This window comes from Hymenobacter lapidarius (genome assembly GCF_001816145.1).
In the GTDB taxonomy this organism is placed as follows: Bacteria; Bacteroidota; Bacteroidia; order Cytophagales; family Hymenobacteraceae; genus Hymenobacter; species Hymenobacter lapidarius.
Genome location: NZ_MDZB01000044.1, coordinates 37,584 through 50,067, shown reverse-complemented (window position 1 = coordinate 50,067; position 12,484 = coordinate 37,584). Strand labels below are relative to the sequence as shown.

The 12,484-nt window shown below is 62.5% G+C and carries 11 protein-coding genes; 10 read left to right on the top strand and 1 reads right to left on the bottom strand.

What is annotated here, in order from left to right; all coding sequences use genetic code 11:
- The first annotated feature begins 173 nt into the window (after positions 1 to 173).
- From BEN47_RS01950 to BEN47_RS01910, 10 genes are all read left to right on the top strand, one after another.
- Complete coding sequence (locus BEN47_RS01950) at positions 174 to 1,421, top strand: efflux RND transporter periplasmic adaptor subunit (protein WP_070724518.1); 1,248 nt, start codon at positions 174 to 176, stop codon at positions 1,419 to 1,421.
- Positions 1,422 to 1,433: 12 nt separating this feature from the next.
- The gene (locus BEN47_RS01945; protein WP_083322018.1) at positions 1,434 to 2,429 is read left to right on the top strand and encodes a TolC family protein; all 996 of its coding nucleotides are present in this window, start codon (positions 1,434 to 1,436) and stop codon (positions 2,427 to 2,429) included.
- A complete protein-coding gene (locus tag BEN47_RS20035) occupies positions 2,327 to 2,890 on the top strand; it encodes a TolC family protein (protein WP_317039446.1) in 564 nt (187 codons plus the stop codon). Before BEN47_RS01945 ends, BEN47_RS20035 begins: the two co-directional genes overlap by 103 nt.
- Before the next feature lie 152 nt (positions 2,891 to 3,042).
- Positions 3,043 to 3,711 carry an ABC transporter ATP-binding protein gene (locus BEN47_RS01940; RefSeq protein ID WP_070724594.1) on the top strand — a complete coding sequence of 223 codons (669 nt, stop codon included), beginning with the start codon at positions 3,043 to 3,045 and terminating at the stop codon, positions 3,709 to 3,711.
- 129 nt (positions 3,712 to 3,840) lie between these two features.
- Positions 3,841 to 5,091, top strand: coding sequence for an ABC transporter permease (locus BEN47_RS01935; RefSeq protein WP_070724517.1), 1,251 nt, complete (start codon positions 3,841 to 3,843; stop codon positions 5,089 to 5,091).
- A gap of 138 nt (positions 5,092 to 5,229) precedes the next feature.
- Positions 5,230 to 6,429: an ABC transporter permease gene (locus BEN47_RS01930; RefSeq protein WP_070724516.1), complete on the top strand. Its 1,200-nt coding sequence runs from the start codon at positions 5,230 to 5,232 to the stop codon at positions 6,427 to 6,429.
- A 150-nt stretch (positions 6,430 to 6,579) separates the two neighbouring features.
- Entirely contained in the window at positions 6,580 to 7,290 is a 711-nt protein-coding gene (locus tag BEN47_RS01925) for a head GIN domain-containing protein (protein WP_070724515.1), read from the top strand.
- Positions 7,291 to 7,403: 113 nt separating this feature from the next.
- On the top strand, positions 7,404 to 8,816 hold the full coding sequence (locus BEN47_RS01920) for a sigma-54-dependent transcriptional regulator (RefSeq protein ID WP_070724514.1): 1,413 nt from the start codon (positions 7,404 to 7,406) through the stop codon (positions 8,814 to 8,816).
- A 108-nt stretch (positions 8,817 to 8,924) separates the two neighbouring features.
- Positions 8,925 to 10,226 carry a sensor histidine kinase gene (locus BEN47_RS01915; protein ID WP_070724513.1) on the top strand — a complete coding sequence of 434 codons (1,302 nt, stop codon included), beginning with the start codon at positions 8,925 to 8,927 and terminating at the stop codon, positions 10,224 to 10,226.
- A 165-nt stretch (positions 10,227 to 10,391) separates the two neighbouring features.
- Positions 10,392 to 11,708: an ammonium transporter gene (locus BEN47_RS01910; protein ID WP_070724512.1), complete on the top strand. Its 1,317-nt coding sequence runs from the start codon at positions 10,392 to 10,394 to the stop codon at positions 11,706 to 11,708.
- A 45-nt stretch (positions 11,709 to 11,753) separates the two neighbouring features.
- On the opposite strand, the gene BEN47_RS01905 is transcribed toward BEN47_RS01910, so the two are convergent.
- Positions 11,754 to 12,464, bottom strand: coding sequence for an SAM-dependent methyltransferase (locus BEN47_RS01905; RefSeq protein ID WP_070724511.1), 711 nt, complete (start codon positions 12,462 to 12,464; stop codon positions 11,754 to 11,756).
- Positions 12,465 to 12,484: the final 20 nt, after the last annotated feature.

Here is a 12,484-nt window from a genome sequence, read left to right as displayed (position 1 = left end):
GATGGGAGGGAGCGGGCGCACTGTCCGATTTAAAACCAGTTGTCCGGTAACGGACACTTTTTAGGAGAATCAGTTCGGCCTATTTATGCGTTATTTAATGATAATCAAATAGTTGTATAAATGGCACGGGCCTTGGCAATAGGTAGTGGAATCATACCCATTCCCGCCCGAAAATGGACAGAGCCATTGCCCCTTCAATTCAAAACCAACGACAGCGGCGCCGCTGGCTGCTGGGGGCCGGTGTAGTATTGGCACTGTTGGCGGCGGTGCTGGCTTTCCGCACGGTTCTAAAACCCAGCATCAACCGCAACGACATTCTCACGGCGCGGGTCGAAACCGGTGACGTGGAGGCTTCGCTTACTGCCGCGGGCACCATTATTCCGGGCCGGGAAGCGGTGCTGACCAGCCCCATCCAGAGCACGATTCGCCGCGTGGCGGTGGCGGTGGGTGCCCGCGTACAGTCCGGCGAAACCATTCTGGAGCTGGATAAAGAGCTGGCCAATTCCGCACTGGCCAAGCTCGACGACGAGCAGCTGCGCAACCAAAATAAGAACTCGCAGCTGCAGCTGACCCTGGAGCGCAGCCTCAATGACCTGCGCGTGCAGGCCCAGGTGCAGGCCGTGAAGCTGCGCAGCCTGCAATCGAGCCTGCGCGACGAGCAGCAGCTCCTGCAGCTGGGCGGCGGCACCGCCGAAAACGTGCGCCAGGCCGAGCTGAACCTGTTCGTGGCCCGGCTGGAAGCCCAGCGCCTGACCCGCCAGATTCAGACCCAGCAGCGCTCCAATGCAGCTGATGTGCGGGAGTTGGGCTACACGGTTTCGATGCAGCAGCGCAGCATCTCGGAACTGGCCAGTAAGCTGCGGCAAGCCGATATCAGCAGCCAGCAGCCGGGCGTGCTCACTTGGGTGAACGAGAATATTGGTACCACGGTGCAGGCCGGCGACCCGCTGGCCCGCGTGGCCGACCTGAGCAGTTTCCGGGTGCGGGCCACGATTTCGGACACCTACGCCGATGCCCTGCGCGCCGGCGACCCGGTGGTGGTGCGCATCAACGACACCGATTTGCGGGGCAGCATCGCCAGCATCAGTCCCAGCGTGGACAAGGGCGTGATGACCTTTTATGCCCAACTGGAAAACCCGCGCCATCCGGTGCTGCGCCCCAACCTGCGGGCCGATGTGTTCGTGGTGACCCGCGCCCATCACGGCGTATTGCGCCTGAAAAACGGTCCGTTCTACCAAGGCGGCAAAGAGCAGCCTGTGTATGTGGTGCAAAACGGCAAGGCCGTGCGCCGCACCGTGCGCTTCGGCGACAGCAATTTCGACCACGTGCAAATTATTGATGGTCTGCGGGCTGGCGATGAGGTGGTGGTGTCGGACATGAAAAGCCACGCCGAAACGCCGGAGCTTCTCATCAAGGAATAAATCGGCCCGGTGATGAAACTTCAACTCCTTTTTCTGCTCGGAATGCTGGCGCTGCTGATGCGGCCGGCCGGGGCGCAACCCACCGCCAATGGCCTCACTTTGGACGGCGTTATTGCCCTGTCGCTCGACCAATCAGCAGTGGGCCGGCAGGCTTATACCACCCGCGAAACCAGCTATTGGGCGTGGCGCGGCTACCAGGCCAACTACCGGCCGCAACTGGGGCTGGCGGGCACGCTGCCCAATTTCAGCCGGGCTATTGCGCCGGTGGTGCAGCCCGATGGCACCACCAGCTTCCAGTCGGTGCGCATCAACAACTCGGATTTGGGCCTGACCCTGAGCCAGAACATTGGCCTCACCGGTGGGCAGGTATTTGTAAGGTCGGTGGTGCAGCGGTTCGATGATTTTAACGGGCAGCTGCGGCGCTACAACAACCAGCCCTTTGCCGTGGGCCTCACGCAGCCGCTGGGCCAGTTCAATGGCCTGCGCTGGGCCCGGCGCCTGGAGCCGCTGCGCTACCAGGAAAGCCAGCGCCAGTACGTGGAAGAGCGCGAAACCATCGCCCAGCGCGTCACGGAGCTGTATTTTGACGTGCTGCTGGAGCAGGTGAACGCCGAAGTAGCCCGCCAAAACGCCGAAGCCACCGCCGAGCTGCTGCGCATCGGCCAGGAGCGATTCCGGCTGGGGCGGCTCTCGCAGAGCGACTTGCTGCAGCTGGAGCTGAACCTGCTCGATGCCCGCCAGGCCCAGACGCAGGCCCAGCTCAACGCCCAAAACGCCACGGTGGACCTGCAAGCTTACACCGGCCTGGCCGAAGCCCCGGCGTTGGCCGTGCCACGCCCGGCGCCGCAGCCGGTGGTGCGCCGGCTCGCGCCCTGGAGCAGGCCCGGCAGCACCGCAGCACCACGCTGGCTTTTCGCCGCCGGCTGCTGCAGGCCGAGCGCGACGTGGCCCAGGCCCGCGGTACCACCGGATTTCAAGCCACGCTCACGGCCAACCTGGGCTACGTGAATCAGGCCACTTCCTTCACCGATACTTACGCCAACCTGCAAAACCAGCAGCAGGTGGGCCTCGTGTTTTCGATGCCGCTCGTGGACTGGGGCCGCCGGAAATCCATTGTCAAAACCGCCGAGCTGACCCGCGACCAGGTGCAGCGCTCCGTGGCGCAGGAGGAACGCAGCTTCGAGCAAACCGTGCTCACGCAAGCCAGCCAGTTTGCGGCCCTGGCCGAGCAGCTGCGCCTCGCCGAACGGGCCGACTCGCTGGCCCAGCGTCGCTACGACATCACGCGGGCCACCTACCTGCTGGGCCGCCTCAGCCTCACCGATTTGAGCCTGGCCTCCAACGCCAAGGACAGCGCCAAGCGCACCCGCATCTTCGCGCTGCGGGCGTGCTGGGTGGCGCACTACCGCCTGCGCGCCCTCACGCTCTACGACTTTGATAAACAGGCGCCCATCGTGGCCAACCGCTGATTACGACTTAATTATTGCCCGCGCTTTTCTCGCCTTTTCTGCATCTTTCAGCCTCTGCTTTTCTCTCTTTTTTTATGGAAAACCTGCTCGCCACCCCGCCCGATACCCGCCCCCAGCCGCCGCTGAACAGCCCGGCCGCCGCGGAAACGCCGGTGCTTCAGCTCACCAACATCGAGAAGGTGTACCAAACCAACACCATTGAAACGGTGGCGCTGAACCGGGTGAACCTGACCATTAACCGGGGCGAATTCGTGTCCATTATGGGGCCCAGCGGCTGCGGCAAGTCCACGCTGCTCAGCCTGATGGGCCTGCTCGACGAGCCCACCGGCGGCACCATTGCCATCGACGGCCGGGCCGTGACTTCCTACTCCGACCGGGAGCTGGCCGGGCTGCGCAACCTCAAAATTGGCTTCGTGTTCCAGAGCTACCACCTGATAAACGACCTCTCGGTGCTCGACAACGTGGAGCTTCCGCTGCTCTACCGGCCCAGCCTGAGCGGCAAGGAGCGCCGCCAGCGGGCACTGGCCGCGCTGGACAAAGTGGGCCTAAGCGCCCGCACCAGGCACTTTCCCGGCCAACTCTCGGGCGGGCAGCGGCAGCGGGTGGCCATTGCGCGGGCCCTGGTGGGCAGCCCCGAAATCATTCTGGCCGATGAGCCCACCGGCAACCTCGACTCGGTGATGGGGGAGGAAATCATGGACCTGCTCCTGGGCCTCAACCGCCAGGACGGCGTGACCATCGTGATGGTGACCCACGACGAGCAGCAGGCCCTAAAAACGAAACGGCTGGTGCGACTTTTCGACGGTAGCCAAGTGGGGTAGGGAAGGGTTGAGGGTTAAGTTTTGACTGCTGAGTTGGGCACGAATAGCAATTGCCGCGCTCCTATGATTGAACTGATAATCAAGCATTCAAAGCTTAAAAATTAACATTAAACACTCAACACTTCAACCATGCTTCTCTCTTACTTAAAAATTGCCTGGAAGGTGCTGATGCGCCGCAAGTTTTTCGCCTTCATCAGCTTGTTTGGGGTGAGCTTTACGCTGATGATTTTGCTGGTGATGATGGCCCTGTTTGACCACTTGGTAGGACCCAGCACGCCGGCCAGGCGCCTGGACCGAATGCTGTTTGTGAATACCATCCGGCACCAGATGGCGGAGGGCAACGGCTGGATGAACATGCCGGCTAGCATTCACTTCGTGGATGATTACGTACGCAAGCTGAAAACCCCGGAAAAGGTGGGCATCATCACGGCTTCCTCTAATGCCACGGCCTTCACCAAAAGCAAGCTGCTGGCGTTGGACTTGTCCTACACCGACGGCAATTTCTGGCAAATCATGGACTTTGATTTCTTGGGCGGCCGGGCCTTCACCGGGGCCGAGGTGCAAGCCGCCCAGCACGTGTGCGTGCTGAACGAGGCCACCGCCCGCGGCTACTTTGGCACCGCCGATGTGGTGGGCCGCACCATCGAAATCGACCTGAAACGCTACCGGGTGGCGGGCGTGGTGCGCAACGTGTCGGCGGGCCACTTGTATGCGTATGCCGATGTATGGGTGCCCTACACGCTGAGCCCGCAGTACTTCAAGGACAACCGCATCGAAGGCGAGTTTCTGATGGTGATGCTGGCGCCCTCGGCCGCCACCGTGCCGGCCGTGCGCGAAGAATACCGCCAGATGATGCGCCGGGTGGAAATTCCCAACCCGAAGGAGGTGCAGGCCCTGTTTTCCTACGCCGACCCGGTACTGGAGTCCTTCACCCGAGCCCTGTTAAACCACGAGGACCAGACCGTAGACGAAGACAACCTGGAGGCATTTTACCTGATAGCGGGTAGCCTGACGCTCCTCTTCATGCTGCTGCCGGCCCTGAACCTGGTGAACCTGAACGTGACCCGCATTCTGGAGCGCTCGGGCGAAATCGGGGTGCGCAAGGCGTTCGGGGCCACGGGCCGCGATTTGGTGGGCCAGTTTCTGGTCGAGAACGTGGTGCTGGCCCTGGTGGGCGGACTGCTGGGCCTGGGCCTGGCCGCCGGCGCCCTGGCGCTGCTCAACCAGAGCCACACCTTGGCCTACGCGCATTTCGCCCTCAACTGGTGGGTATTTGGCTGGGGCATGGTGCTCACGCTCCTCTTCGGGCTGATGAGCGGGGTGTACCCGGCCTGGAAAATGTCGCGCCTCAACCCCGTGGTGGCCCTGCGCGGCAGATGAGGGGTTTTTAGGGTAGGAGGGCAAGGGGGTAGGAGGGCAGGAGTCGCCAGTGCGCTGCCCTTTTCCGATTCTCTTATCCTACCACCCTAAAACACCTCTTACCCCCTTACCCTCCTACCCTAAAAAAACCTGTCAGCCATGCTCCGTCACCTTTTTACCCTTATCTGGAATCGCAAGCGGGCCAACATGCTGCTGATTTCCGAAGTGTTTTTCTCGTTTGTGGTGCTCTTTGGGGTGGGGGCGGTGCTCATCACCATCGGCAAGAATTACCTGGCGCCGCACGGCTTCGACTACACCGACGTGTGGCGGCTGCAGGTGCGCGCCGGCCAGGGCCAGCAAATGCCCCGTGCCCAGCTCGACGACGTGCTGCGGCAGGTGAAAGCCCTGCCCGGCGTGCGCACCGTGGCCCTCACCAGCGGCAATATGCCGTTCATTTTCAGTACCAACAATTCGACGTTTGGCTACGAAGGCAACACGGCGCTGGCCAACGTGTACGACGCCGACGACCGCTATACCGACGTCATGCGCCTGCACCTGCGCGAGGGCCGCTGGTTTGAGGCGGCCGACGACGCCAGCAACCACCGGCCGGTGGTCATCAGCCAGGACCTGCGCGAAACCCTATTTGGCAAGGGGCCGGCGCTGGGCAAAATCTTCACCTGGAGCCACCACGGCCCCGAAGCCACCAAGCCCGAAGACGAGTTTCTGGTGACCGGCGTGGTCGATAACGTGCGCACGGCCAACGACTTTGCCGCGGCCGAGCCCGGCGTGTGGAAGCGCCTGCTGCCCCACGATACAACCAGCTGGGAAACGGCCAACGTGCTGGTGCGCGTGGCCCCCGGCCAGGGCGGCGAGCTCCAGGAAAAAATTGCCCGCACCGTGGCCGGCGTCACCCGTCAGTGGACCACCGAAGTGCGCGTGATGAACGACGACCGCCTCAGCAAGCGCCGCTACACGCTGGTACCGGTGGTGGGCCTGTCCATCATGGGCCTGTTTCTCATCGTCAATGTGGCGCTGGGGCTTTTCGGCGTGCTTTGGTACAACATCAGCCAGCGCCGGGCCGAAATTGGGCTGCGCCGGGCGATGGGCGCCACTGGGGCCAGCATCAGCCGGCAGTTTCTGGGCGAAATGCTGGTCGTGACCACGTTGGGCGTACTGGGCGGGCTGCTGCTGGCCGTGCAGTTTCCGTTGCTGGGCGCCTTCGACCTGCCCGCGCAGCCTTATATGCTGGCTATTGCGGCGGCCACCGTCGCGGTGTACGTCATCACGGCGCTGTGTGCCTGGCAGCCCAGCCGGCTGGCGGCGGGCATTCATCCGGCCGTAGCCCTGCGGGAAGAATAAACGCCCGAATAAGTCAGCTTTACACTTTATTTTACGAGAAACGCTAACGAACCGTGGAATTACCGGTAGCCGGGGCAACCCGCCGCAATCAGAACGCATCTGGGTAGTCGAACGCTGTTACTTTTTCTCATCCTTTTCTCCTTTTTTCGCATGAAAAACCTCACCATCCTCGCCCTGCTTTGGCTCCTGGCTCTGGTGCCCGCCCTGGCCCAAACCGCGCCCGAAGTCCGCTCCCTGGGTAATTTTACCGCCGTTGATGTTTCCGGCGGGGTGCAGGTGACCCTGGCTGCGGGCCCCATTCAGCGCGTAGAAGCCAGCGCCGATACCCCCGAGCTACTGGCCCGCCTCAAAACCGAAGTGCGCGACGGCGTGCTTAAAGTCAGCTTCGACCACAAGCTCAACGAAGCCTGGAGCAAGGACAACCGCCCCCGCAACCTGCGGGTGAGCATTGTGGCCGCTCCGCTCACGGCCCTGGAAGTTGGCAGCGGCTCAAGGGTAGAAGTGAAAAATGGCTACACCGTGGGCGACTTCCGGCTGGAAGTGGGCTCGGGCGCCGTTGTCTCGGCTCCTGATTTTACGGCCAAAAGCGTCCAGGCCCGCGTGAGCAGCGGCGGGGTGGCCACCTTGAGCGGCAATGTGGAAAGCCTGAACGTGCAGGCCTCCAGCGGCGGCGTATTCAAGGGCGACAACCTGCAGGCCACCGCTTGCGAGGCTTCGGCTTCGAGCGGCGGTACCGTGGCCGTGGCCGTGCAGAAGAAGCTGACCGCCAATGCTTCCAGCGGAGGTGACGTGCGCTACGGCGGCTCACCGCAGGCGGTCACCAAGCACACCAGCAGCGGCGGCAGCGTGAAGAAACGGTAAATGCCTCGTTGTTAGAATTTAGCCATTCGCCATTAGCCGTTAGCTTGGTGAAGACCCCAAAAAGCTAACGACGAACTGCTAAAAGCTAAATTTTCGCACCTTTTTTCTGCTTCATGTTGCTTATTGTTGACGACGACCTTGCCGTCCGGACTTCCCTAAAACTGCTGCTTAAGCAGGCGGGCTACGACGCGCAGGCTGTGGCCACTGCCCCCAAAACGCTGGCCGTAGTGCGCGAAATGCCGCCTCAGCTGGTGCTGATGGACATGAATTTTTCCCTCGCCACCACCGGCGCCGATGGGCTGGCCCTGCTGCGCGAAGTGAAAGCGCTGGCCCCGCAAGTGCCCGTGATTCTCATCACCGGCTGGGGTTCTATCGGCCTGGCCGTGGAGGGCATGAAGGCCGGCGCGGCCGAGTTCGTCACCAAGCCCTGGGACAACGAAACCCTGCTGCAAACCATCCGCACGGTGCTGGCCCTGAATGCCGGCCCGGCGGCCCGCGAAACCGACCCTTCCGAAACCGCCAGCCCCGCCGCCAGCCGCCGCCAGCTCGACCAGCAGTACCGCCTGGCCGGCATCGTTGGCCACGACCCGCAGCTGCTGCACGTGCTGCGCCACGTGGGCCAAGTGGCGCCCACTGATGCATCGGTGCTGATTGAAGGGGAAAGCGGCACCGGCAAGGAGCTCATTGCCGAAGCCATTCACCACAACAGCCACCGCCGGCACCAGCCGTTCGTGAAGGTGAACCTGGGCGGCATTTCGGCTTCGCTGTTTGAAAGCGAGATGTTTGGCCACCGGCGCGGGGCCTTCACCGACGCCAAGGCTGACCGGGCGGGCCGCTTCGAGCTGGCTAATGGCGGCACCATATTCCTCGATGAGATTGGGGAGCTGGAGTTGGCTTCGCAGGTGAAATTGCTGCGCGTGCTGCAAGACCGGACCTACGAGGTACTGGGCGACAGCAAGCCCCGTCGCCTCGACATCCGCGTCATCGCCGCCACCAACCGCAACCTGGCCGAGATGGTGGCGCAGGGTCTTTTCCGCGAAGACCTGTTCTACCGCATCAACCTGATTACGGTGCGCCTGCCGGCCCTGCGCGAGCGGCCCGCTGACGTGCCGCTCCTCACCCAGCACTTCGTGGACCAGCTGCGCGCTACTTACCACCGCCCGGCCCTGCGCGTGAGCACCCGCGCCCTGCACTGGCTCCGCGAACAGCCCTTGCCCGGCAACATCCGCGAGCTTAAAAACCTGGTGGAGCGCGCCGTGCTCGTGAGCGGCAAAGAAGAGCTGGGGCCCGAAGACTTCCAGGCCAATGCCCAGCATCTGCCCGCCCGCGTCCCTGCCGGGCACGGCCCCGCACCCGGCGAGCTGCCCGCGCCCGGCACCATGACCCTGGACGAGTTGGAAGCCCACATGATTCGGCAGTCCTTGAGCCACTACGGCGGCAACATCAGTCGCGTAGCCAAAGCCCTGGGCCTGAGCCGGGGCGCGCTTTACCGCAGGCTGGAAAAGCACGCCATTCCCTTCGAGTAGGAACGCGCCTCGGTGCGTTCAATCGTTGAACGTGCCATATTGGGTTCCGCAACTGAACACAGCGCGCCAGATTCAACGATTGAACGCGCCAAGGCGCGTTCCTACAGCATGACGCTTCGTACCCAATTTCTGCTTTTTGTAGTCATCATCCATGCCGTGCTTATTGCGCTGGCGGCGCAGTTGCGCACGACCAACCCTGTGCTGTTTGTGGCGGCTGAAGCGCTGCTCCTGGTGAGTATTTTCCTCACTATACAGCTCTATCGGGGCTTCGTGCGGCCTTTTGAGTTGATTGCGGCGGGCACGGCGGCCATCGAGGCCAAGGATTTTTCGATGAAATTCGTGCCCGTGGGCCAGCGCGAGATGGACCAGCTCATTCACGTTTATAACCAAATGATTGACGCCCTGCGGCAGGAGCGGGTGAGCCAGCACGAGAAGAGTTTTCTGCTCGAACGCCTTATTCAGGCCTCGCCGGCGGGCATTCTCATTCTGGATTTTGATGGGCGCATTGAGGGCGTGAACGCCGCGGCGGAGCAGTTCCTCAACCAGCCGGGCGCGGCTTTGCTGGGCCAGCTGCCGGCGGCGCTGCCCGGCGCCTGGGGCCCCGCGCTGGCCGGCCTCGCCGACAACCAGCCCCAGGCCCTGCGCCTGTCCGGCCTGCAAACCTTCCGGGCCCACGCCGCGCACTTCCTAGACCGGGGCTTCACGCGCCGCTTTATCATGCTGGAGGAGCTGACGCAGGAACTGATTCAGCAGGAAAAAGAGGCCTATGGCAAGCTGATTCGCATGATTTCCCACGAAATCAACAACTCCATCGGGGCCATCAACTCCATTCTGCATAGCTTCCACCACTACGCCCCCCAGCTCCACGCCCACGACCAGCCCGACTTCACGCAGGCCCTGGACGTGAGCATTGCGCGCAACACGCAGCTGGCCAACTTCATTGCCAACTTCGCGCACCTGGTGCGGCTGCCCCCGCCCACGCCCCAGCCCACCGACCTGCACGCTCTGCTGCGCGGCATCGGCCGGCTGCTCCAGCCCCAGAGCGAGGAGCGCCGCATCAAGTGGCACCTGGAGCTTCCCGCTAGCCCGCTCGTGCTCCGCTTCGATGCCCAGCAGCTGGAGCAAGCAGTGCTCAATATCACCAAAAACGCCCTCGAAGCCATCGGGCACGACGGCAATGTGTGGGTCCGCACCACCGCCCAGCCGCCCGCCGTGTTCATCGAAAACGACGGCCCCTGCCTCTCACCGGAGGTGAGCCAACGACTCTTCACCCCCTTTTTCAGCACCAAGCGCGACGGCCAGGGCATCGGCCTAACGTTGGTCCGGGACATTCTCATGGCCCACGGGTTCGCTTTTCAGCTGCATTCCGAGGAAAACGGCCGCACCGTCTTCGCCATTCGCTTCAACTAAGAGTGGCTCTGATTTAATTTGTCAAATTTTAGGTAACTACCATTGAATTTAAGGCCCATTTAGGTTTTATTTTAAGAGAAACAGCTGACACCCCTTATTTTAAAAGGTTATTTTCGAAAATAAATGTAATTTAGTAGTAGCATGACTACTAAAAACATACTTGCGATGACTCGCAAACAGAATCTGGCTGCTGTCTGCCTCGCCCTTCTATTACTGCTGGCTCTTGTAGCAGCCGTGATACCACAGGACCACCCCGACGCCCGGCCCGATGCTTTCGTTGCCGCCGACCTGGCGTGGATGCTCACGGCTTCCGGGCTGGTGCTGTTTATGGTGCCGGGCCTGGCGTTTTTCTACGGCGGGATGGTGAGCAAGCGCAGCGTGATTTCAACCATGCTGCAAAGCTTTATTGCCCTCGGTGTGATTTCGGTGCTGTGGTATGTGGTGGGGTTTTCGCTTGCTTTTGGCAACAGTATCGGCGGCATCATTGGCAATCCGCTCACGTTTCTGCTTTTCAACCACGTGGGTACGGCCCCGCACCCACGCTTGGCTCCCAACCTGCCCCTGGTGCTCTACGCCGCCTTTCAGTTAAAATTTGCCATTATCACGCCCGCCCTGATTAGCGGGGCTTTCGCGGAGCGCATTCGTTTCTGGGGCTACCTGCTGTTCATGTGCTTGTTCAGCCTGTTTATCTACTGCCCCCTGGCCCACTGGACTTGGCACCCTGACGGCTTCCTGTTCCGGTGGGGTGTGCTGGACTTTGCGGGCGGCACGGTGGTGCACATCGCGGCGGGGTTTGCGGCGCTGGCCGGCGCGCTGGCCCTGGGCCGGCGCGAGGCGCACAAAGCCGGCCATCAGCACATTCCCGTGAACATTCCCTTCGTTCTGCTGGGGACAGGCCTGCTGTGGTTCGGGTGGTTCGGCTTCAACTCCGGTTCGGCGCTGGCAGCCAATACGGTGGCGGTGCAGGCCTTTTTTACTACCCACATGGCCTCGGCCGCGGCCATGCTGACGTGGATGCTGATTGAGGCCGTGCGCGGGCAGCGTCCTTCGGCGGTGGGCGCTGCAATAGGCGCGGTGGTGGGCCTGGTGGCCATTACGCCCGCGGCGGGCTACGTGAGCTACGGCCCGGCGTTGTTCATTGGAGCCAGCGCGTCGGCCATCAGCGCCTGGGCCGTGGCCCTAAAAACCCGCACCACGCTGGACGATACCCTCGATGTGTTCCCCTGCCACGGCGTGGGCGGCATCGTGGGCATGATAATGACAGCCATATTTGCCAAAGAAGGCGGGCTCATCACTGGGTCGCCTACGCTGCTTTGGCATCACCTCGGCGCGCTGGCGTTCATCTCCTTGTTCACCTTCGGCGGCTCGTTCGCGCTCTACAAATTCACCAACCTGCTGATTCCCATTCGGGTAAATGCCTGCCACGAAGCCGCTGGCCTCGACGTCAGCCAGCACGGCGAAACGGTGATGGCCGTAGCGTAGCTGCACATCAAGTTTCCCTCCTTTTTTAAGGAGGGGAGCTTGTGCTCACGTGCCAATCACGAATACCGTAGGAATCTTGTGCAGCTCAGGCGTCGGCAGGCGGCGCCAGTCACTCACCGTAAGGGTTTTGATGAATTCGCCTGCTCCGGTTACATCCGCCGCCACGCACAGGCGGGTGCCGGGCTGCAGGTGCGCCACCAAATCGGCGAACAAGGCCCCGTTGCGGTAGGGCGTCTCAATAAACAGCTGCGACTGCTGCCGCTGCTGCCCTTCCCGTTCCAGCGTTTTGATGGCCGCGATGCGCGGCGCTTTCTCAATGGGGAGGTAGCCGTGAAACGCAAACTGCTGCCCGTTCAATCCCGACGCCATCAAGGCCAAAAGCAACGATGACGGGCCCACCAGTGGCACCACGCGCAGGCCCAGGCGGTGGGCCTCGCGCACCAGCGCCGCGCCGGGGTCGGCAATGCCGGGGCAGCCGGCTTCGCTGAGGATGCCGCCGTCGATGCCTTCTTTCACCAGCGGCACCAGGGCGGCGCGCACCTCGGCGTCGGTGCTGTCTTTGTCGATGACGGTGAAGCGGATGTCCTCAATCACGCGGGCGGGGGCTACGCTTTTCACGAAGCGGCGGGCCGTGCGGGCGTTTTCTGCCAGGAAGTAGGGGAGGGCTGCCACGGCGGCCAGCACCTGCGGCGGCAGCACTTGCGGGGCAGTGTCCTCGGCGAGGGGCGTGGGCAGGAGGTATAGCGTAGCGGGCATAAGCAGCGGGTTGAGCGCGC